The sequence below is a fragment of the Streptomyces sp. NPDC006261 genome (genome assembly GCF_040613515.1).
GTDB lineage: Bacteria > Actinomycetota > Actinomycetes > Streptomycetales > Streptomycetaceae > Streptomyces.
On sequence record NZ_JBEXSI010000030.1, the window covers coordinates 66,943 to 88,702 of the forward strand.

Genomic DNA, 21,760 nt, shown 5'->3' on the forward strand with positions numbered 1-21,760 from the left:
CCGGCGTCCACCGCCGGGGCTTCCCGCGCTCCCGCCGCCACCGGATCCCGCCTCTGGCAGGCTGGCCCCATGACGACGATTCTGGTCACCGGCGCCACCGGAACACTCGGCCGCCAGGTCGCCGAACGGCTGCGCGCCGAAGGAGCCCACGTCCGTGGCCTCAGCCGCCGCTCCCCCTCGTACGCCGTCGATCTGCGGGACGGCAAGGGGCTCGACGCGGCAGTCGACGGCGTGGACGTGATCGTGCACTGCGCCAGCTCGCCGCGCGGCGGCGACGACCGGGCGGCGGGCTTCCTGATCGAGGCCGCGAAGCGGGCCGGGGTGCCCCATCTGGTCTACATCTCGATCGTAGGCGTGGACCGGGTGCCGCTGGGCTACTACACGCTCAAGCACCGCGTCGAGGCGATGATCGAGGACTCCGGTCTCGGCGCGACCATCCAGCGGACCACGCAATTCCACGACCTGGTCCTGTCCGTCGTCTCCGGCGCGGCCAAGCTCCCCGTGCTGCCGGTGCCCGCCGGGGTGTCGGTGCAGCCCGTCGACAGCGGCGAGGTCGCCGACCGGCTGGCCGCCCTGGCGCTCGGTGCTCCGGCGGGCCGGGTGCCGGACCTGGGCGGGCCCGAGGTCCGGGAGTTCACCGGCCTGGCGGGCGCCTACCTCCGCGCGACGGGGCGCAGGCGGCGGGTGGTGCCGGTGCGGCTGGCGGGGAAGGCGTACGCCGGGTTCCGGAGGGGCGGCCATCTGAGCCCGGAGCACGCGGTGGGGGCCGTGACGTTCGAGGAGTTCCTGGCGCGGCACCACCGGCGTACGGGCTGAGCACCGTGCGGCGGTCCGGTGGGAAAGCTCAGCCGCCCGGCGCGAACAGCGCGTCCTGCGCCGCGTCCCTCGCGGTGATCAGGGCCCCGCGCAGTACGGCCCCGTCCCCCAGCGAGCCGGCCCTGACCTCGGTGCGCAGCGGTGACATCAGGGCGAGGCGCTCCTCGACCCGGGCGGCGAGCGAAGCCCCGCCGGCCTCGCCGACAGCGCCCGCCAGGAGGACGCAGCCCGGGTCCAGGACCGAGACGACGGCCGCGGCCCCGAGGGTGAGGCGGTCGGCCAGCTCGTCCAGGAACGGCTCCCCCCGGTCATCCATCGCCAGCGCGGCGCGTACGGCGGTCACGGCGGCGGCTTCCGGCGCCGCTCCACCAGGAAGCTCGATGCCGTGCCGGGCGGCGAGTCCGCAGACGGCCGCCGAGCCGGCCAGGGAGTAGAAGCCGCCGTCGCAGTCGACGGCCGACGGCAGCCCGGCCACCCCGGGCACCGGCAGGAAACCGATCTCCCCGGCTCCCCCGGAGGCGCCCTGCCGCAGCTTGCCGTCCAGCATCACGGCGGCCCCGATGCCCTGGCCCAACCAGATCAGGACGAAGGTCTCGCGGTCGAGGGCGGCCCCGGCCCGGTGTTCCGCGACTGCGGCGAGGTTGGTCTCGTTCTCGACGAGCACCGTCGCCGGCAGCCGCCGCTGGAGCACCCGGACGAGGCCCCGGTGCCAGGCGGGCAGTCCGGAGCTGTCGCGCAGTTCGCCGGTGGCCGGGTCGATCAGGCCGGGGGCCCCGATACCGACGCTGTGCAGCGGCACCGACCCCGCCTCGCGGGCCGTGCGCTCCAGGAGGGCGACGGCCTGGTCGACGGCGGGCCCGGTCCCGGTGCCGTCAGCGATGGGCAGCGTGGCCTCCGCGAGCGTGGTCCCCAGCAGGTCGGCGACCACGACGGAAACGCTGCCGGTGCGCACGTCGAGGGCGGCGAGATGGGCCCGGTCGGAGACGATCCCGTACAGCTTGGCGTTGGGGCCCCGGCGGACGGCGCCGGACTCGCCGACGACATGGATCAGCCCGGCTCCCTGGAGCCGTTCGACCAGGTCGGCGACGGTGGGGCGGGAGAGTCCGGTCAGGGTCTTGAGCTGTGCGGCCGTCAACGGGCCGTCCTGCTGGAGCAGTTGCAGGGCGAGTCGGTCGTTGATGGCCCGAGCCGTGCTCGGTGATGCGGGCATACCGGGATCCTTCCAGACCACTGCGGAGCCTCTGTCCCGGGTCGGTGCCTGGGAGCGGCCCGAAAGAACTATCTATCAGGCAAGGTTCCTGATAGTTTACGCGACGCAGTGAGGAGCGGAAGCGCCGGAGAGGCCCCGCGCACCGGATTCCTCAAGGGAGGGCACAGCCGCATGACGAAGGAACCGACCGCCGCCACGGTCTACAGCATGGAGCAGGTGAAGCGGGCCCGGGTCGCCGTCGCCACCGTCTTCGCGGTGCACGGGGCGGTGACCGGCAGCTTCGCGACCCGGGTGCCCTGGATACAGGACCACGCCGGGGTGAGCGCCGGCCAGCTCGGTCTCGCCCTGGCCTTCCCGGCGATCGGCGCCTCGATCGCGATGCCGCTGGCGGGCCGGATCAGCCACCGCTACGGCGCCCGGACCGCCCTGCGGGGGCTGCTCGCCCTGTGGACGCTGGCCCTGGTGCTGCCCGCCCTGGCGCCGAACCTGCTGACGCTGTGCGCCGTCCTGTTCGTCTACGGGGCCACGGCCGGGATGTCCGACGTGGCGATGAACGCCCTGGGCGTGGAGGTGGAGAACCGTCTCGACAAGTCGATCATGTCGGGGCTGCACGGGATGTGGAGCGTGGGCGCGCTGATCGGTTCGGCGGCGGGCACGGTCGCCGCCCATGTCGGCGCCGATGCCCGTCTCCACCACACGCTCGCCGCGCTGGTGCTGACGGCGCTGGGGCTGCTCGCCTGCCGGGGCGTGCTGGATCTGCGCAGCGAGCCGGACGAGGAGCCGCCGCCGCGCTTCACCCTGCCGCCGAAGTCGGCGCTGATCATCGGGGCCGTGGGGTTCTGCGCGGTGTTCGCGGAGGGCGCCAGCCTGGACTGGTCGGCGGTGTACCTGCGGGACGTTCTGGGCAGCTCGGACGGTGTCGCCGCCGCCTCCACCACGGCCTTCGCCCTGACGATGGCGGTGGCGCGGCTCGCCGGGGACCGGATCGTGGACCGGTTCGGCGCGGTGCGGACCGTACGGGTGGGAGGGGCGCTGGCCACCCTGGGCGGGCTGCTCGTGGTGCTCTCGCCCTCCCCCGCGGCGGCGATGGGCGGCTTCGGGCTGCTGGGCCTGGGCGTGGCGGTCGTGGTGCCGCTGGCCTTCGCGGCGGCCGGGCGCAGCGGGCCGAACCCGAGCCAGGCCATCGCGGGCGTCGCCACCATCACGTACACCTCCAGCCTGATCGCCCCCTCCGCGATCGGTGCGCTGGCGGAGGGGACCTCGCTGGTGGTGTCCTTCGGCTTGGTGACCGCGCTGGCGTTCGGCCTGGTGGTGGGGGCCGGGGTCCTGCGGGCGGGCGACCGGAAGGTCACCGGCTCCGGCGCGACACTGGGCGGCGGGGCGGCGAAGAGCCCGGCCGGGAGCTGAGCCCGCCCCGACGGTGAGGCTCCCCGCCGCACCACTACCATGGCGCTGATCTTTTCCGCAGGTGAACACCGAACACCGGGTCGCAGACCGGCCGGCACACCGAGCAGACCTTCAGGGAGCAACCATGAGCCTCGGCGTGCGCTGGACCTTGCACGGCGACGGGAAGACCCCCGCGCCCGGGGCGGTGGTCCGCCCCGACGAGCGGCTCTCCTGGCCGCGTACGTTCGGACTCGGCGCCCAGCATGTGGTGGCGATGTTCGGGGCGTCGTTCGTCGCCCCGGTGCTGATGGGTCTCGACCCGAACCTCGCGATCATGATGTCTGGCGTCGCGACCGCGATCTTCCTGCTGGCCACCAAGGGCCGGGTCCCCAGCTATCTGGGGTGTTCGCTCTCCTTCGTCGGGGTCGCGGCCACCATCCGGGCGAGCGGCGGTGACAGCGCGACCATCACGGGTGCGGTGCTGGTGGTCGCCGCGGTCCTGTTCCTGGTGGGCCTCGCGGTGCAGCGGTTCGGCGCGCGGATCATCCATGCGGCGATGCCCCCCGTGGTGACCGGCGCGGTGGTGATGCTGATCGGCTTCAACCTCGCGCCGGTGACCGCGTCCACGTACTGGCCGCAGGACCAGTGGACCGCGCTGCTGGTGATGCTGTTCACCGGCCTGGCCGTGGTGTGCCTGCGCGGCTTCCTCTCCCGGATCGCGATCTTCCTCGGGCTGGTCTTCGGCTATCTGCTTTCCTGGGTGCTGGACCTGGTCCTCGGCAAGATCCACTCTCCTGCGGGCGGGGCGGAGGCCGTCGACCACTGGCGCCTGGACCTGTCGGGCGTGGGCTCGGCGGACTGGATCGGCCTGCCGTCCTTCCACGCCCCGGCCTTCGAGTGGTCCGCGATCCTGGTGGCCCTGCCCGTGGTGATCGCGCTGGTCGCGGAGAACGCGGGACACGTGAAGGCCGTGGGCGAGATGACCGGCGACTCGCTGGACGACAAGCTCGGCACCGCCATCGCGGCGGACGGCGCGGCGTCGATGCTCTCCACCGCCGTGGGCGGCCCGCCCAACACCACGTACTCCGAGAACATCGGCGTGATGGCGGCGACCCGGGTCTACTCCACGGCGGCCTACTGGGCGGCGGCCTGCTTCGCGCTGCTCTTCGGCCTCTGCCCCAAGTTCGGCGCGGTCGTCGCGGCGATCCCGGGCGGGGTGCTCGGCGGAATCACCGTGATCCTGTACGGGATGATCGGCCTGCTAGGTGCGCAGATCTGGCTCAACGGCCGGGTGGACCTGCGCAATCCGCTCAACCTCGTCCCGGCCGCGGCGGGCATCATCATCGGCGTCGGCGGGGTCAGCCTGAAGATCAGCGACAACTTCGAGCTGGGCGGTATCGCGCTCGGCACCCTCGTCGTGATCACCGGCTACCACGTGCTGCGTGCCTTCGCCCCGGCGCACCTGAAGACCCAGGAACCGCTGCTGGACTCCGGCACGTCGGCGTACGACGAGGAGTCCGGCGACGGAAAGCCGGGGCCCGGGAAGGCTTGAGCCCGACCCGGCTCAGCCGGTGGCCGGCCCGTGGGCGCACTCCTGGGAGAAGGCGCCCGGCGCGGCCGGCCAGCCGTCGGACTCCCCCGGCGGCTTCACCCGGAGATACGCGTCGATGAGACGCTCGCCGGTCTGCGTCGTCGGAGGCTGCCCCGGCGCCCGGCCGTCGGGATCGCACCACCCACCGGGCGCCCCGACGGCGTGCCCGGTGGGTGATGCGGCGTTGCGCGCGTATGCGCGCGGCACTCCTCGTATCCCATTTCCGGCACCGTCGTTCGTCCGTTCCGATGAACCTGAGGCCGGTCGGGGCCGTGCCGAGCCCATGGCTGGGACGCTCCGCCCATGACGCAGATCGAACAGTTCACGGAACCGGCCGGCCCCGGCACCCGCGTCGCGGGGGTGGGCACCGTACGGGAGCGGATGCGCGCGTTCCACCGCCGGTGGCCGCCGGGGGACGGCGTCGGGGTCTTCCATGAGGCCTACCTGACGACGGTGCGCGGGAGCTCCGGTCACGGTGGCGGCGTGCCCCGGGCGGCCGCCGGCACGCTGGAGGTACGGCTCGCCGAGCGCTATCTGGCGGCTCTCGACGCGGCGGAGGCGGGCGGGCGTCCGCCGGAGTGCTGGCGTCCGCTGTTCCCGTACCGGCGCCACCCCGGCGTACGCCCGGTGCAGTTCGCCCTGGCCGGGCTCCATGCGCACGTCGCGCACGACCTGGCCCTGGCCGTGGCGGACGTCTGCTGTACGCGGGACTGCGAACCGGCCGCGCTGGAGGGGGAGTTCGATCGGGTGGGTGATCTCCTCGCGTCGCTGGAGGAGCGGATCCACGACGACCTGATGCCGGGCCCCGATCTCCTGCGGATCGCGGATCCGCTGACCCACCTGGTGAGTTCGTGGAGCCTGGAGCGGGCCCGCGAGGCCGCCTGGTCGGCGGCCGGGGTGCTCCGGCGGCTGCGCGGATTCTCCTCGCAGGCCGAGGAGTTCCGGCGGCAGACCGACGCGGGCGCCGGGCTGGTGGTGCGCTTCCTGCTCACCCCGTGCCGCTGACGCCCGCGTGGAAATCCCGGCTCAGTCCTCCGGGAGCTCCACCGGAGCGATCTCGTCGAAGACGTCGCCGGGGCCGGGGTTGGTCGGGTCACTCGCCCCGCCGAACTGGTGCATGACGCCCCACACGGCGTTGAGCGCTGTCTGCACGGCGCCCTCGGCCCAGCCGGCCGTCCAGGAGATGTCGTCGCCCGCGAGGAAGAGGCCGCGCTTGTCGGCGGGCAGCCGGTCCTGCATGAAGTGGGTGAACAGCCGCCGCTGGTAGCGGTAGTGGCCGGGCAGGTTCGCCTTGAACGCGCCCATGAACCAGGGCTCGTTCTCCCAGGAGACGGTGACCGGGTTGCCGATGATGTGGCTGCGGATGTCGACGTTCGGATAGATCTCCCCGAGCGACTTGAGCATGACCTCCATGCGCTCCTGCGAGGAGAGCGGCAGCCACTTCAGGCTGTCGTCGCACCACGTGTAGGAGAGGCAGATGACGGCGGGCTTGTCCGGGCCGTCGTCCAGGAGGTACGTCCCCCGGGTCATCCGGTCGGTCAGGGTCATCGACATGGTGTCGCGGCCGGTGGTCCCGTCCTTGTCCAGCCAGAACGGCCGGTCCACCGGCACGAACAGCTTGGACGACTCCATGTAGTGGGTGCGCTCCATCGCCGTCCAGTGGTCGATCGGGAAGAGCGCGTCATCGCAGTCGATCTTGGAGAGCAGCAGCCAGGACTGGCCGGTGAAGACGGCGGCCCGGAAGGTGCGGATGTCGCCGGTGGCGTCGGTGACCGTGATGCGGTTGCCCGCGGTACGGGTCAGCCGGGTCACGGCGCCTCGCGGCTCGCCGCCGTGCAGGGAGGCCAGCGAGGTGCCCAGCGGCCAGTGGACGATCTTCTGCGGCTCGCGGTCCCACAGGCGCAGCGGGAGCTGCTGGCTGCCGCCCACGATGCCGCGGTGGTGGTCGTCGGCCTCGGTGTAGACGACCCGGAGGATCTCCAGGATGGAGTTGGGGAAGTCGGTGTCCCAGCCGCCGGTGCCGAAGCCGACCTGGCCGAAGATCTCACGGTGCCGGAAGGACTTGAAGGCGTCGGAGTCGCAGAGGAAGCCGTAGAAGGTCTGGTTGTCGAGCTGTTCGACGAGCTTGGCCCAGATCTCCCGGATCCGCGGTACGTCGCGCTCGCGCAGCGCCCGGTTCATGTCGGAGAAGTCGGCGCCCTCCTCCAGGCAGGCGTTCCAGGCGTTCGCCACGTCGCGGTAGACCTGGGGCAGGTCGTCGATGGTCTCGGCGTAGTGCGACTCGCCCTTGAGGTCGACGACGGTCGAGGGCGTGGCCGGGGAGAGCGGGTTGGGGAAGGCCCGGGTCTCCAGACCGACCAGGTCGATGTAGTGCTGGAGCGCCGTGGAGGACGGCGGGAAGCGCATCGCGCCCATCTCCGCGGTGAGCGAGGGGTCGCAGCCGTCGAAGCCGACGGTCCGCAGCCGGCCGCCGATCTGGTCCGCCTCGTAGACGACCGGCTTGAGCCCCATCTTCATGAGCTCGTACGCCGCGATGAGGCCGGAGAGCCCGCCGCCGATGACGGCGACCTCCTGGCCGTGCTCGGTCGCCGGTATCTGGCCGAGGCCGGCCGGGTGGGCGAGGAAGTCGTCGTACGCGTACGGGAAGTCCGGCCCGAACATGGTGATCGGCGGGGCGGCGGCGTCGGTGTGCTGGACTGCGTTGGGCACCGTGGACGTCATGGGGTACGGACTCCTTGCGCGAAGACTGAAGGGAGGGAAGCGGTGGAGGGCGGGCTCAGCCGAGGGAGCCGTACAGACCGGGGCGGCGGTCGCGCAGGTAGGGGTTGGCGGTGCGTGAGGCGGCCAGGAACTCCGGGTCCACCTCGCCGACGACGAGCTCCTCGCCGCGGCCGGCGCGGGTGCGCACGGTGCCGTCGGGGCCGGCCAGGCAGCTCAGCCCGACGAACTCGAACTCGCCTTCCGGGCCGGTGCGGTTGACGTACGCGACGTACATCTGGCTTTCGAAGGCCCGTACGGGGATGACGGACTCGGCGACGAACTGGAACGGGTGCATCTGCGCGGTGGGCACCAGCAGCAGGTCGGTGCCGGCCAGCGCGTGCGCCCGGACGTTCTCCGGGAACTCGACGTCGTAGCAGATCAGCAGGCCGATGCGGATGCCGTCCAGGTCGGCCTGGACGACGGCTCGCCCGCCGGGGGTGAACCACTCCTGCTCGAAACAGCCGAAGAGGTGGGTCTTGCGGTAGTTCGCCAGCGACGCGCCGTCGGGGCCGATGAGCTGGGACGCGTTGAAGATCCGCTCGCCGTCGCGCTCCGGGTAGCCGTACAGGACGGCGAGGCCGTGGCGTACGGCGATCTCGGCGACGGCCTGGGCGCCGGGGCCGTCGACGGGCTCGGCCAGCTCGGGGACGGCGTCGCCGATGGCGTACCCGGTCAGGAACAGCTCGGGGGCGACCAGCAGCCGGGCGCCCGCCCCGGCGGCACGCACGGCGGCCTCGTCCAGCACCTTCAGGTTCTCGGCGACGGCACCGGGCCGTCCGGAACTCTGGAGCAGGGCGGTACGCAACGACGGCATGGCTGACCTCGGACGGTGCGGGCGGGGTGGGGAGACGTATCGAAGGTACGTGGCCCGGATCGGCCCGGACAAGGCACGAGTGTTGCGCACCGACCGTCGATTCGTTGCGCGGGAAGGGTGCCTGGCGGCGAATTGTTGCGTCGGGCATCACCGCAGGTCAACAGGGTGATGTGCGCCACTGCTCCGCGGGCCGAAAGCTTGGCGGCTGTCGGCGGTCGTCAGACGGGCGGAGCCTCCGCCGAGTACCGGCGCAGCAGTGGGGAGAGCACCAGCACCGACTTCGTTCGCTCCACGTACGGCTCCCCCGCGATCCGCTCCAGCACCTGCTCGAAATGGCGCATGTCGGCGGCGAAGACCTGGACCACCGCGTCCGCGTCGCCGGTGACGGTGGAGGCCGCGGCGATCTCCGGGTAGCGGGCGAGGCCCTGCTTGATCGCTTCCGGGGAGGTGTTGCGGCTGCAGTAGATCTCGATGAACCCCTCGGTCTCCCAGCCGAGCGCGGCGGGGTCGACGCGCACGGTGAAGCCGGTGATCGCGCCCTCGGCGCGGAGCCGGTCGACGCGGCGTTTCACGGCGGGGGCGGAGAGCCCGACGATCGCGCCGATGTCGGCGTAGGAGCGCCGGGCGTCTTCGGCGAGGGCGTGGACGATGCGTTCGTCGAGGTCGTTCAGGCGCACGTCGGGCGGTTCACTTCTCTGCGGTGGGTCTACTGCGGGAGGCGGCAGGTGCCGTCTCCCGCAGTAGACCATGAGCCGCCGTCAGGGGTGTGCTCGACGCAGGGGCTGCAGATGGCTGTGGGTCAGAACGGGAACTGCGAGCGGCCGTGCTGGACGGAGATCCACTTCTGCGTGGTGAAGGCCTCCACCATCGACTCGCCGTTCAGCCGGCCGAGGCCCGAGCTCTTCTCGCCGCCGAAGGGGACGATCGGCTCGTCGTGGACGGTGCCGTCGTTGATGTGGATCATGCCGGTGTGGATGCGCTGCCCGACCCGCACCCCCCGCTCGATGTTGGCGGTGTGGACGGCGCCGCTGAGCCCGTACGGGGTGTCGTTGGCGATCCGGACGGCCTCGTCCTCGCCGTCGAAGGGGACGAGCAGGGCGACCGGGCCGAAGATCTCCTGCTGGAGGACGGGCGAGTCGGCGGGGAGGCCGGTGAGTACGGAGGGGCTGACCAGATTGCCGTCGGCGCGGCCGTGGAGCAGGGCGGTGGCGCCGGACTCGACCGTCTCGTCGACGAGCCGGGAGATGGACTCGGCCTGCGAGGAGTTGATCAGCGGGCCGATCTGGGTGGCCGGATCGGCCGGGTCCCCGACGGTGAGGGAAGCGACCTTGGCGACGAACTTCTCGGTGAACTCCGCCTCGATCGACCGGTCGACCAGGATCCGGTTGGCGGCCATGCAGACCTGGCCCTGGTGGACGTAGCGGCTGAAGACCGCGGCGTCGACCGCGTAGTCCACGTCGGCGTCGTCCAGCACGATCAGGGCGCTGTTGCCGCCGAGTTCGAGCACGGCGCGCTTGAGATGGGCGGCGCAGACGGTCGCGACGTGCCGGCCGACCTTGTCCGAGCCGGTGAAGGAGATGACCTGCGGTACGGGGTGCTCCAGCAGGGTGTCGCCGATCTCGGCGATGTCGGTGACGACGACGTTGAGCAGCCCGGCGGGCAGCCCGGCGTCCTCGAAGACCTTGGCCAGCAGGGTGCCGCCGCAGATCGGGGTGTTCTGGTGCGGCTTGAGGACGACCGCGTTGCCGAGGGCGAGGGCGGGGGCGACGGACTTGAGGGAGAGCAGGAAGGGGAAGTTGAAGGGGCTGATGACGCCGACGACCCCGACGGGCACCCGGTAGACGCGGTTCTCCTTGCCATCGGTCGGCGAGGGGAGGATCTGGCCGGCCGGACGCAGGGCGAGCTGGATCGCCTCGCGCAGGAACTCCTTGGCCAGGTGCAGCTCGAAGGCGGCCTTCAGGCGGGTGCCGCCGAGCTCGGCGACGATGGCCTCGGCGATCTCCGGCTCGCGCTCCTCGACGATCCGCAGCGCCTTCTCCAGGACCGTCCGCCGGGCGTACGGGTTGGTGTCGGCCCACGCCTGCTGGGCGCGCTCGGCGGCGCGGTAGGCCTGGTCGACCTCTTCGGCGGTGGCGACGGGGATCGAGGCGAGCTTCTCGCCGTCGAAGGGGTTGAAGTCGATGATGTCCCAGGACCCCTTCCCCGGCCTCCACTCGCCGTCGATGTACTGATGGGCCAGGTCAGTGAAGAAGGACATGAGATCCCTTACCGCAGAGAGGGAGGCAGCTGATTGCGCTTCATATTACTTATGTTTCAACAGAGTTGAAGCGGGATCCCGGCCACCTCGAAAGGCCGCGTACAAGGCGTCGCGCAAGGCCTGATACAAGGCCTGACACAAAACGTGATACAAGGCTCCGGGTACGACACCGCCCCTCCCGGCAGGAATCACCGGAAGGGGCGGACGCGTTGCTGAACTGCGGGATCAACTCCAGCTGGCGTGCAGAGGCTTGCCCTCGGCGTAGCCGGCGGCGCTCTGGACGCCGACGACCGCCTTCTCGGCGAACTCCTCCAGGGAGGCCGCGCCCGCGTAGGTGCAGGAGGAGCGGACGCCCGCGATGATCGAGTCGATCAGGTCCTCGACGCCCGGGCGGGTCGGGTCGAGGAACATCCGCGAGGTGGAGATGCCCTCCTCGAAGAGCCCCTTGCGGGCCCGGTCGTACGCGGACTCGTCCGACGTGCGGTTCTTCACGGCGCGCGCCGAGGCCATCCCGAAGGACTCCTTGTAGTACCGGCCGTCGGCGGACTGCTGGAGGTCGCCGGGCGACTCGTACGTCCCCGCGAACCAGGAGCCGATCATCACGTTGGACGCGCCGGCGGCGAGCGCCATGGCCACATCGCGCGGGTGGCGGACGCCGCCGTCCGCCCAGACGTGCTTGCCGTGCTTCTTCGCCTCGGCGGCGCACTCGAGGACGGCGGAGAACTGCGGCCGGCCGACGCCGGTCATCATCCGGGTGGTGCACATGGCACCGGGGCCGACGCCGACCTTGATGATGTCGGCTCCGGCCTCGATCAGGTCGCGTACGCCCTCGGCGGCGACGATGTTGCCCGCGACGATCGGGACCTGCGGGTCCAGCGCCCGTACGGCGCGGACCGCGCTGATCATGGACTCCTGGTGACCGTGGGCGGTGTCCACGACGAGCGTGTCGACGCCCGCGTCCAGGAGCTGCTTGGCCTTGCCCGCCACATCGCCGTTGATGCCGACGGCGGCCGCGATGCGCAGTCGGCCCTGAGCGTCGGTGGCGGGGGTGTAGAGGGTGGCGCGCAGGGCGGCCTTCCGGGTGAGGATGCCGACGAGCCGGCCGTCCTTGTCCACGGCGGGGGCGAGCTTGCGGTTGGCGCCGTCGAGCTTGTTGAAGGCGTCACGCGGGTCGATGTCCGCGTCCAGGACCACCAGGTCCCTGGACATGACCTCGGAGAGCTGGGTGAAGCGGTCGACGCCGGTCAGGTCGTGGTCGGTGACGACGCCGACCGGGCGCCGGTCCTCGTCCACGACGACGCCCGCGCCGTGCGCCCGCTTGGGCAGCAGGGACAGGGCGTCGGCGACGGTCTGGCCGGGGGCCAGCTCGATCGGGGTGTCCAGGACGAGGTGGCGCGTCTTGACCCAGGTGACGACGTCGGTGACGACCTCGATCGGGATGTCCTGGGGGATGACGACGAGTCCGCCGCGGCGGGCGATGGTCTCGGCCATCCGGCGGCCCGCGATGGCGGTCATGTTGGCGACCACGAGCGGGATCGTCGTACCCGTGCCGTCGGGCGAGGAGAGGTCCACCGCCTGGCGGGATCCGACGGCGGAGCGGCCCGGAACCATGAAGACGTCGTCGTACGTGAGGTCGTACGGAACCACGGAGGAGTCTGTGTAGCGACCGGTGCCCGGCTCAAGAAAGCGCATAACACTCATTTTTTCATACGAAACGGTGCAGGTCGTTTCCACGAAGACACAGCAAAAGACCCCCGCGTTCGTCTGTTCCTCCAAAAGGTTCTTGGAGGCCTCCGAGGAGGCGGTCCGGGGGTCCCGGGCAAGTGGAGCCTGCCTTACCCACGGACTCTACCCGAACGGGATTCGATTCATTCGTGATCACCATCCCTGGACCCGGTGACAAGGGGTCAGGTAGCTTCAAAGCCGCAGGTCTCGGGGGTGTCCGAGGTGCCGCTCCGGCACATCGGCAGCCCTGGCACACCGTTTGACCGGAGAGGATCCAGATCCGCCTGTGGACAGCGAACTGCCGGACATCTACTGCCCGTTCCCCCAGCGGACCAACCCGCACGTCGGGCACACACGCGGTCACCTGGCCACCTGGATCAGACAGACGGGTCTGGTGCACCGCGAGTCCGCGATGAACCGCTTCGAACAAGCCGATTTCGGGGCGTTCGTCGGCATGGTCTACCCGACGGCCGACCCGGAACACCTCGATCTGGTGGCTGACTGGTTCGTCTGGCTCTTCCTCGTCGACGACCAGCTGGACGACGGCCACCTGGGCCGCTCCCCCGAGCTGGTGCGCGCCGTGGTGGAGCGGATGCGCGCCGTCGTGGACGGCACCGCACCGAACCCCCTGCCGGGCGAGGAGCTGCCCGCCGCCGTCATCGCGCTGATGGACCTGTGGGAACGTACGACGCCGAACGCGGCGCCCCACTGGCGGACCCGTTTCGCCTGGCATCTGATCACTTACCTCACGACGGCCACCACCTGGGAGGCGGGCAACCGCGCGAACGACGTGGTGCCGTCCGAGGAGACGTACATCGCCAAGCGGCGGCACACCGGGGCCATCCACGTCTGCATGGACCTCATAGAGATCGTCACCGGCATCGAGGCTCCGGAGTCGCTCCACAACGACCCCCGGTTCATCACCGCCCTGGAAGCCTCCTGCAACCACGTGTGCTGGGCCAACGACGTCTACTCCTTCGAGAAGGAACAGGTGCTCGGCGAGATCCACAACCTCGTCCATCTGGTCCGCCACCACCGGGGCCTCGGCGAGCAGCAGGCGCTGGACCATGTCGCGGAGCGGCTGGCGCAGGAGACGGAGCGGTTCCTGACCGCCGAGGACGAGCTGCTGGAGATGTACCCGGAGCTGACCGGTCTGCTGGTGCCCTACCTCGAAGGGATGCGCAGCTGGATGCGCGGGAATCTGGACTGGTCGCGCCAGACACCGCGCTACAACCCTGCCGACGTGGGCCAGTACGAGGAGCCCCAGGAGTATCTGGAGGAGACCGTGCTGGGCATACCCCCCGGCCGCACGGGGGCGGCGCCGTGCGCGGCGGAGGCCCCCCGTCGGGGCTGAGGCCTTGACGGCAGGAGGCCGGCACCCCTGAGGGTGCCCGGCCTCCTTCGTCAGCTTCCGCTCGGGGTCACTCCCCGTCCGGGTCGGCCCTCTCCAGCGCCGGACGGACTCCGGCCGGCGACTCCGTGAGCAGGTAGTCGGCCGCGGCGGTGTCCGTCACCAGGCTGGTGACCAGACCCGAGCGCAGTACGGCGCCGATCGCCGCCGCCTTGCGCAGGCCGCCCGCGATCGCCACCACCTCCGGGATCCGGCGCAACCGGTCCGCCTCCACGGTGATGCAGCGCTCGCCCAGGTCACGGCCGACCCGGCGGCCGTCGGAGTCGAAGAGGTGCGCGGACATCTCGGCGGCGACGCCGAGGGAGGCGTAGTGGGCGCGCTCCTCGTCGGAGAGCATGTCGTGGACCGTGGAGATGCCCGGCTCCCAGGAGCCGATGGAGACCGCGGCGACCGTCACCTTGTCGAAGTACTCGAAGGCACGGGCGATGCCCGTCTGCTCGCGCAGCGCGGCGGCCGTCGCCGGGTCGGGCAGCAGCATCGGGGCGTAGATCGGGTGGGCCTCACCACCGGAGACCTGGGCGGCCCGGCGGACCGCCTCGACGGAGCCGCGCTCGGCGGTGCCCGCGTCGTAGACACCGGTCAGCTGGACGACCGTGCACGGCGGCAGTCGGTCCAGCGCGGCCGCCATGTGGATGGTGGAGCGGCCCCAGGCCAGGCCGAGCACATCGCCCTCGGCCACCAGCTCGCCGAGGAGGTCGGCCGCGACCTCGCCCAGGTTCTCCGGGTCGGGGGCGTCCTCCTGCTCCTCGGCCGGGGACTCGACGACGACGGCGTGGCGCAGCCCGTAGCGGGCCCGGAGCGCGTCGGAGCGTTCGGCGTCCAGCTCGGCCGGCACCCGGATCTCGATCCGTACGAGATCACGCTCCAGGGCCGTCTCCAGGACCCGGGCCACCTTGAAGCGGCTGACGCCGAACTCCTCGGCGATCTGGATCTTGGACTTGCCCTCCAGGTAGAACCGGCGGGCCATGGCCGCCGCCTGCACCAGCTCCGCGGGTCCCATCCGCATGGCTGACCGACCCGCCGAGATGCCAGACACCGCGATCTCCTCACTGCTGTTCACACGCCCGATACGCCTTCATCCTGTCAGATCCGGCGATCCTTGATCGGCCCCGTCGGGCCGCGTTCATCTGCCCTTTGTTCAGTGGCCGCATGCCCAGGGCGCGGCGGCTGTGACCGCCTCCGCCTGCGCCCGCAGACCCCGCACCGCCGCCGCCGGGTCCTCGGCCCCGTAGACCGCCGATCCCGCGACGAAGACATCGGCGCCCGCCTCGGCGCACCGCTCGATCGTGGTGGCGGAGACCCCGCCGTCGACCTGGAGCCAGAGCTCGAGACCGTGCTTGCCGATCAGCTCACGGGTGCGGCGGATCTTCGGCAGCATGATGTCCAGGAAGGCCTGGCCGCCGAAGCCCGGCTCGACCGTCATGATCAGCAGCATGTCGAGCTCGGGGAGCAGGTCCTCGTACGGCTCGATGGGCGTCGCGGGCTTGAGCGCCATCGACGCCCGCGCCCCCTTCGCCCGGATCTCCCGCGCGAGGCGCACCGGGGCCGCCGCGGCCTCCACGTGGAAGGTGACCGAGCCGGCGCCCGCCTCCACGTAACCCGGAGCCCAGCGGTCCGGGTCCTCGATCATGAGGTGGCAGTCCAGCGGGGTGTCCGTGGCCTTGCCGAGCGCCTCGACGATCGGCACGCCGAGGGTCAGATTGGGCACGAAGTGGTTGTCCATCACGTCGACATGGAGCCAGTCCGCGCCTTCGACCGCGTTCGCCTCCTCGGCGAGACGCGCGAAATCGGCGGACAGGATGCTGGGGTTGATCTGCGCCATGCCCCAAGCCTGCCACGTTCCGCGCCGGTTCCTCGCCTCGGCGGACGCCGGAGGCTCACCTGGCCATCACAGTTCGCACATTCTGCGCATTTTGCCTGCGCTTTACTGTTCCTTTGCCGTTCGGGCAGGCCCTCTGACGGGGCGATATTCAGCCGGTCCTGCGCAGCAGAGCGAGATACATGGCGTCCGTCCCGTGAAGATGCGGCCACAGCTGGACGTCCGGTCCGTCGCCCAGAGCGGGCACCCCGGGCATCAGCGGACGGGCGTCGACCCACTCGGCCTCCACCGGCTCCCCGCCGCGCCCCTTCAGGACGTCCTCGACGACCACCCGGGTCTCCGCGAGATGCGGCGAGCAGGTCGCGTAGCCGACGATGCCCCCGACCCGTACGGCCTTCAACGCCTCGCGCAGCAGCCCGCGTTGGAGCGGGGCGAAGCTCTCCAGGTCCTTGGCGCGACGACGCCACCGGGCCTCCGGGCGGCGGCGCAGTGCGCCCAGGCCGGAGCACGGCACGTCCATGAGGATGCGGTCGAAGGTGCCGGGAAGCCACGGCGGGCGGGTGCCGTCGGCGGTGACGACCTGGTACGGACCCGGGTTGCCGGCGAGTGCCCGCTCGACCAGCCGTGACCGGTGCGGCTGCTTCTCGGCGGCCAGCAGGGTCGCGCCCCGGTCTGCGGCGAGGGCGGCCAGCAGAGCGGCCTTCCCGCCGGGGCCGGCGCAGCCGTCCAGCCAGCGGGTGTCCCGGCCCTCCACAGGGGCGGCGGCGAGCGCGGCGGCCACCAGCTGGCTGCCCTCGTCCTGGACGCCGGCCCGGCCCTCCTGGACCGCCGCGAGCGCACCGGGCTCGCCGCCCTCGGCCATCCGGACAGCGTAGGGGGACCAGCGGCCCGGCAGCGAGTTCTCGTCGCCGAGCGCCCTGGCCAGCTCGTCGGTGGTGGAGCGGCCGGGGCGGGCCACCAGGGTCACCTCGGGCCGCTCGTTGTCGGCTTCGAGCAGGTCCTCGATCCCGGCACGGCCGCCGCCGAGCGCGTCCCAGAGCGCCGAGACGATCCAGCGAGGGTGCGAGTGGACGATGGAGAGGTGGTCCTCGGCGTCCTCCTCGTACGAGGGCGCGACCTTCTCCACCCAGCCGTCCAGGTCGTGCGCGGTGACCTTGCGCAGCACCGCGTTGACGAACTTCGCCCGCCCCTCGCCCAGCACCACCCGGGCCAGCTCCACGCTGGCGGAGACGGCCGCGTGGGTGGGGATGCGGGTGCCGAGCAGCTGGTGGACGCCCATGTTGAGGACGTCGAGGACCGGCGGGTCCACCTCGCGGAGCGGCCGGTCGATGCAGGCCGCGACGATCGCGTCGTACGTGCCCTGGCGGCGCAGCGTCCCGTAGACCAGCTCGGTCGCCAGCGCCGCGTCCCGCCCCTCGAAGCCGCCCTTGGCGCGGGCCTTCTTCAGCAGCGGGGGCAGGACGAGGTTGGCGTACGCGTCCCGCTCGTCGACGGCCCGCAGCGCCTCGAAGGCGAGGAACCGGACGGGGTCCTTCTGGGGGCGGCGGTGGGGCTTGGCGGGACGGCGACGCGGCTGGTCGTTCACGTGAAAGGTGCTCCGCAGATGGTGAGAGGGCGAACCCTCCCAGCGTACGTCGCCGCTCCCGGCCCCTCGTACGAGAGGTTCTACGAGCCCAGCAGCTCGCCGTGGACGATCCGGACCCCGCGCGCCCAGTCGGCGGCCTTCATCGGCTTCTTGCCCTGCGGCTGGACCCAGAGCAGCTCGACGGCGTGCGAGCCGGTGCCCACGTACACGTTGTTCTTCGCGGCCGACAGCTCGCCGGGCGCCAGGTCCGTGCGGTCCAGGACGGGCGTCGCCTGGATGAGCTTGAGCCGCTCACCCCGGAACAGGGTCCAGGCGCCGGGCGCGGGGGTGCAGCCGCGCACCACGCGGTCGACGCGCAGGGCCGGGGCCGACCAGGCGATCCGGGCGTCCTCCACGGTGATCTTCGGGGCCAGGGTGACGCCGTCGTGGGGCTGGGGCACGGCGTGCAGGGTGCCGTCCTCGATGCCGTCCATGGTGGCCGCGAGCAGCCCTGCACCGGCGAAGGCGAGCCGGGTGAGCAGGTCGCCGCTGGTGTCGGTGGGGCGGATCTCCTCGGTGAGGACCCCGTAGACCGGGCCGGAGTCCAGTCCCTCCTCGATCAGGAAGGTCGAGGCGCCGGTCACCTCGTCCCCGGCCATCACCGAGTGCTGCACGGGCGCCGCACCACGCCAGGCGGGCAGCAACGAGAAGTGCAGATTGACCCAGCCGCGGGCGGGCACGTCGAGGGCCACCTTGGGCAGCAGGGCCCCGTAGGCGACGACCGGACAGCAGTCGGGAGCGATCTCCCGCAGCCGGGCCAGGAACTCCTCGTCCCGGGGCTTCGCCGGCTTGAGGACCTCGATCCCGGCCTCCGCCGCCCGCTCGGCCACCGGGCTGGCCACCAGGTGGCGGCCGCGCCCGGCGGGGGCGTCGGGACGGGTCACGACGGCGGCCACCTCGTGGCGGTCGGAGGCGATCAGGGCGTCCAGGGCGGGGACGGCGACCTCGGGGGTGCCGGCGAAGACGAGCTTCATGGGTGGCTGACTGCCTCTCGGGCTTCTCGGACTCTCGGGCCCTGCGGGTCCCGGGCTCTCGGGCTCTGCGGGACTCTCGGGCTCTGCGGGGCCAGGACGTGCGGTGACGAGCAGCACACCAGTCTAGGGGGTGGCCTCCGGAGCGCGTGGGGGGCTCAGCCGCTTCGCCTGCCTCGCGATCAGGGAGCTCGGGCGCTTCCGCCTGCCTCGCGATCGGGGAGCTCGGGCGCTTCCGCCTGCCGGGGGGCTCAGTCGCTTCCGCCTGCTCAGCGGTCAGGGGGCGCGCGTGCGCCGCGCACGCCCCGTGCATATGCACATACGCCCCGATAGCGTGACCACATACGCGGCTCGGGCGTTGGTCAAAGGAGATTGACCGAAGCGGGCCGCCCCGATGCGGCCCGATCCCTTTCAACGCCGGTTCGAGAGGCTTCTTCATGGCCGACCACGCAACCCACGACGCCCAAGCGCGGGCCAGCCTGCATCTCCTGGTGCGGGACATCGAGCGGGTCCGGCGGCAGGTGGACGCGCTGCGCACACTCACCGCCCAGCTGGGCAACGTCTACCGCCCGCGCCGCTCCGGCCCCTCTGCGGGCTTCGTCGTCTACGGCAGGGCCCCGGCCCCCACCGTCCGCCTCGCCCAGGAGCTGCGGGACAGCGTCGAGACCCTGGTCACCGCGGCGGTGGACTTCGACCGCTCGCTCGGCTTCTCCTGGGACGCGGTGGGCTCGGCCCTGGGCGTCACCAAGCAGGCGGTGCACCGCCGTTACGGAACGCGCCGGGCCACCGCCCAGTCCCCGGCCGCCGAGGCGAACACCGAGACCGCGGCGGTGCCCCGCCCGGTCTCCGTGGGACCCGGCCTGGCGGGGTCGCCCTCGGGGGCCCCAGTGCCCTCCGTGCCCGCGGCCCGCTCGATGCCGCCGCAGCCGTCGGTGAGCAAGCAGCCGGTCCGTGAGGAGCTGCGCCCCGGGGCCTTCCCCGGCCCGCGCAACGGCTGACCGTACGCACGCCCCTCTGCCCCATCGTGCCGGTCACGGCGCGGCAGCTCCGCGCGGGGCGCAGAATTCGACCGGGCGGCGGTCTCCCCGGCCCGCCGCCCCGCCCGTCAAGGCCACTCACCCGATGTCCGGCGGATCGATCCTGATCCGCACCTGCTCTCCCCCGCCCTTGGCCGTACGCGCCGCCTGCGCCGTCTTCAGAGCGCCCGCGAGCGCCGCCCCGCGCCCGGGCACCACGCGGATCAGCATGCGCTCCCAGCTCTCGCCGGGCGGCGCGTCCGACGGTCTGCGCGGGCGCCCCGGCTCAGCCGACGGGACCGGAACCGGACCCAGGAGCTCGACCTCCGGCGGCAGGTCGGCGGCGTCGAGGAAGGATGCCAGGGACTGTGCCGGACCGGTCACCGACGCCATCCGGGAGACCGGCGGGAAGCGCAGCTCGGCCCGGTCCGCCAGCTCCCGCCGGGCGAAGCCGGCCGGGTCCCAGCGGACCAGCGCCTGCACCGGGCGCAGCGTCGGCTCGGCGACGATCACCACCGTGCCGCCGTCCTCCTGACCCCGTACCAACGCGCCGGCCGCCGTCCACCGGCGCAACGCCTCCTCCCCCGCCCGCAGGTCGGGCCTGCCGAGCATGGCCCAGCCGTCCAGGAGCAGCGCCGCCGCGTATCCGCCCTCGGCGACGGGCTCGGCGCCGGGCGTGGAGACGACCAGCGCCGGCGCGGCCGGGACCGCGTCGAGGATGTGGTCGCGCCCCGACGTACGGACGGGCACGGCGGTGAAGGCCCGGCCCAGCTCCTCCGCTGTGCGGCGGGCGCCGACGATCTGGGCGCGCAGCCGGCCCGAGCCGCACTCCGCGCAGTGCCAGGCACGCTCGGCCTGCCCGCACCAGGCGCAGTTCAGGTCCTGCTGGTCCGGCGCTTCCAGGGGGCCCGCGCAGTGCCGGCAGCGGGCGGGGGCGCGGCAGCGCTCGCAGGCGAGGCGGGGGGCGTACCCCCTGCGGGGCACCTGGACCAGGACCGGGCCGCTGCGCAGTCCCTCGCGCACGGTCTGCCAGGCGAGGCTGGGCAGCCGGGCGGAGCGGGCGGCGCCGTCCCGGGCCAGCTCGCCGTCCCCGACCGTACGGATGAGGGGCGCGGCCCGCCGCAGCTGCTCCCGGTCCGCGATCAGGGGCAGCGCCCAGCCGCTCTCCACGAGCTGGGCGGCCTCGACCGTGCAGCTCGTGGAGCCGAGCAGGAAGGCGCAGCGGCTCTGGGCGGCCCGCAGCTCCAGGACCTCGCGGACGTGCGGGAAGGGGGCGTTGGTGTCGCTGTGGCTGGAGTCCCCGTCGTCCCAGACCGCGACCAGGCCGAGGTCCCGGACGGGGGCGAACATGGCGGCGCGGGTCCCGACGACCGCCCGCACCGAGCCCCGGCGCACCGCGAGCCACTGGCGGTAGCGCTTCTCGGGGCCGGATTCGGCGGTGAGCAGGGCGTGCCGGCCCGCACCGAGCACCTCGGTCAGGGCGGCGTCGATCCGTCCGGCGGCCCGCCCGTCCGGGACGACGACGAGGGCGCCGCGCCCGGAGGAGAGCGTCGCCGCGACGGCCCGGGCGATCTCGGCGGGCCAGTGCGGTCCGGGCAGGGCCGTCCAGACCGCGCGGGGAGCGCCGCCCTCGGCCAGGGCGCGGAGGAAGGCGGGACCCTGTCCGTACCGCTCCCAGGTGCCCGGCTCCGGGAGCGGGGGCGGAGGCAGCGGCTCCGGGGAGGGCTTGGACTCGGCGCGGCCGTTGCGGGGCGGGACGGCGAGCTGGAGGACGTCGGCGAGGCTGCCCGCGTACCGGTCGGCCACGGCGCGGGAGAGGGCGAGCAGCTCGGGGCCGAGGACCGGCTCCGGGGAGACCACATAGGCGAGGGCGGCCAGCGTGCCCTGGTAGTCGGACTCGGCACGGCGCTCGACGATGAACCCGTCGATCAGGCCGCCCCCCTCGCGCCGCCCGCTCTGGACGTTGTGGCGCCCGGCGCCGAACCGCACCCGAACACGCACGCCCGGCTGGGCGTCGGTGTCCAGCTCCTCGGGGACCGCGTAGTCGAAGAACTGGTCGAGGTGGAGGACCCCTTTGTTGACCAGCACCCGGGCCACGGGCAGCTCCTTGGCCAGGGTGGCGCCGCGCCACGTGCGCGGCTTGGCGCGCGGCACCTTGGCCTGGCGCACGGTCTCCCGGATCAGCGCAAGCTGCTCCGGCGCCCCGGTGCCGGGCTCGGCCGCCCCTGCACCGAGTTCGGCGGACTGCTCGTTCTCGCTGCTCACAGCCACATTCCTACCAGACGGCACTGACAGCGGCGGTGGCCTGCAGAGCAGCGGGGCCCGGCCACCACGTTCGGTGTCCGGGCCCCGCTGTCGTG

The 21,760-nt window shown here is 72.6% G+C and carries 18 protein-coding genes; 6 read left to right on the forward strand and 12 right to left on the reverse strand.

Annotated features, from left to right (window positions below; all coding sequences use genetic code 11):
- Positions 1-69: 69 nt before the first annotated feature.
- A complete protein-coding gene (locus ABZ154_RS20830; protein WP_356834651.1) occupies positions 70-816 on the forward strand; it encodes an NAD(P)H-binding protein in 747 nt (248 codons plus the stop codon).
- Between the two features lie 28 nt (positions 817-844).
- Here ABZ154_RS20830 and ABZ154_RS20835 read toward each other — a convergent pair whose 3' ends face one another.
- Complete coding sequence (locus ABZ154_RS20835) at positions 845-2,026, reverse strand: ROK family transcriptional regulator (RefSeq protein WP_356834653.1); 1,182 nt, start codon at positions 2,024-2,026, stop codon at positions 845-847.
- Between the two features lie 171 nt (positions 2,027-2,197).
- On the opposite strand from ABZ154_RS20835, the gene ABZ154_RS20840 reads away from it, so the two are divergent.
- Positions 2,198-3,433 carry an MFS transporter gene (locus tag ABZ154_RS20840; RefSeq protein WP_356834655.1) on the forward strand — a complete coding sequence of 412 codons (1,236 nt, stop codon included), beginning with the start codon at positions 2,198-2,200 and terminating at the stop codon, positions 3,431-3,433.
- A gap of 124 nt (positions 3,434-3,557) precedes the next feature.
- Complete coding sequence (locus tag ABZ154_RS20845) at positions 3,558-4,964, forward strand: solute carrier family 23 protein (protein WP_356834656.1); 1,407 nt, start codon at positions 3,558-3,560, stop codon at positions 4,962-4,964.
- A gap of 12 nt (positions 4,965-4,976) precedes the next feature.
- Here ABZ154_RS20845 and ABZ154_RS20850 read toward each other — a convergent pair whose 3' ends face one another.
- A complete protein-coding gene (locus tag ABZ154_RS20850) occupies positions 4,977-5,288 on the reverse strand; it encodes a glycoside hydrolase family 6 protein (RefSeq protein ID WP_356834658.1) in 312 nt (103 codons plus the stop codon).
- Positions 5,289-5,306: 18 nt separating this feature from the next.
- Between ABZ154_RS20850 and ABZ154_RS20855 the strand changes: the two genes are divergently transcribed.
- Complete coding sequence (locus tag ABZ154_RS20855; protein WP_356834660.1) at positions 5,307-6,008, forward strand: DUF5995 family protein; 702 nt, start codon at positions 5,307-5,309, stop codon at positions 6,006-6,008.
- 21 nt (positions 6,009-6,029) lie between these two features.
- Here ABZ154_RS20855 and ABZ154_RS20860 read toward each other — a convergent pair whose 3' ends face one another.
- From ABZ154_RS20860 to ABZ154_RS20880, 5 genes are all read right to left on the reverse strand, one after another.
- Positions 6,030-7,724, reverse strand: a complete 1,695-nt coding sequence (locus ABZ154_RS20860; RefSeq protein ID WP_356834662.1) for an NAD(P)/FAD-dependent oxidoreductase — start codon at positions 7,722-7,724, stop codon at positions 6,030-6,032.
- A gap of 55 nt (positions 7,725-7,779) precedes the next feature.
- Positions 7,780-8,577, reverse strand: a complete 798-nt coding sequence (locus ABZ154_RS20865) for a carbon-nitrogen hydrolase family protein (protein WP_356834664.1) — start codon at positions 8,575-8,577, stop codon at positions 7,780-7,782.
- Between the two features lie 218 nt (positions 8,578-8,795).
- Positions 8,796-9,254 carry an Lrp/AsnC family transcriptional regulator gene (locus ABZ154_RS20870; RefSeq protein ID WP_356834666.1) on the reverse strand — a complete coding sequence of 153 codons (459 nt, stop codon included), beginning with the start codon at positions 9,252-9,254 and terminating at the stop codon, positions 8,796-8,798.
- 122 nt (positions 9,255-9,376) lie between these two features.
- Entirely contained in the window at positions 9,377-10,834 is a 1,458-nt protein-coding gene (locus tag ABZ154_RS20875) for an aldehyde dehydrogenase family protein (RefSeq protein ID WP_356834668.1), read from the reverse strand.
- Between the two features lie 225 nt (positions 10,835-11,059).
- The gene (locus ABZ154_RS20880) at positions 11,060-12,526 is read right to left on the reverse strand and encodes a GuaB1 family IMP dehydrogenase-related protein (protein ID WP_356834670.1); all 1,467 of its coding nucleotides are present in this window, start codon (positions 12,524-12,526) and stop codon (positions 11,060-11,062) included.
- Between the two features lie 319 nt (positions 12,527-12,845).
- On the opposite strand from ABZ154_RS20880, the gene ABZ154_RS20885 reads away from it, so the two are divergent.
- Entirely contained in the window at positions 12,846-13,913 is a 1,068-nt protein-coding gene (locus tag ABZ154_RS20885; RefSeq protein WP_356834672.1) for a terpene cyclase, read from the forward strand.
- 67 nt (positions 13,914-13,980) lie between these two features.
- Here ABZ154_RS20885 and ABZ154_RS20890 read toward each other — a convergent pair whose 3' ends face one another.
- The 4 genes from ABZ154_RS20890 to fmt form a co-directional block, all read right to left on the reverse strand.
- The gene (locus ABZ154_RS20890) at positions 13,981-14,976 is read right to left on the reverse strand and encodes a sugar-binding domain-containing protein (RefSeq protein ID WP_192806783.1); all 996 of its coding nucleotides are present in this window, start codon (positions 14,974-14,976) and stop codon (positions 13,981-13,983) included.
- Between the two features lie 132 nt (positions 14,977-15,108).
- Entirely contained in the window at positions 15,109-15,792 is a 684-nt protein-coding gene (gene rpe, locus ABZ154_RS20895; protein WP_356834674.1) for a ribulose-phosphate 3-epimerase, read from the reverse strand.
- Positions 15,793-15,940: 148 nt separating this feature from the next.
- A complete protein-coding gene (locus ABZ154_RS20900; RefSeq protein ID WP_356834676.1) occupies positions 15,941-17,374 on the reverse strand; it encodes a transcription antitermination factor NusB in 1,434 nt (477 codons plus the stop codon).
- An 80-nt stretch (positions 17,375-17,454) separates the two neighbouring features.
- Positions 17,455-18,387, reverse strand: a complete 933-nt coding sequence (gene fmt / locus ABZ154_RS20905) for a methionyl-tRNA formyltransferase (protein WP_356834678.1) — start codon at positions 18,385-18,387, stop codon at positions 17,455-17,457.
- Between the two features lie 434 nt (positions 18,388-18,821).
- Between fmt and ABZ154_RS20910 the strand changes: the two genes are divergently transcribed.
- The gene (locus tag ABZ154_RS20910; RefSeq protein ID WP_356834680.1) at positions 18,822-19,382 is read left to right on the forward strand and encodes a hypothetical protein; all 561 of its coding nucleotides are present in this window, start codon (positions 18,822-18,824) and stop codon (positions 19,380-19,382) included.
- A gap of 117 nt (positions 19,383-19,499) precedes the next feature.
- On the opposite strand, the gene ABZ154_RS20915 is transcribed toward ABZ154_RS20910, so the two are convergent.
- The gene (locus tag ABZ154_RS20915) at positions 19,500-21,665 is read right to left on the reverse strand and encodes a primosomal protein N' (RefSeq protein ID WP_356834682.1); all 2,166 of its coding nucleotides are present in this window, start codon (positions 21,663-21,665) and stop codon (positions 19,500-19,502) included.
- Positions 21,666-21,760 lie beyond the last annotated feature (95 nt).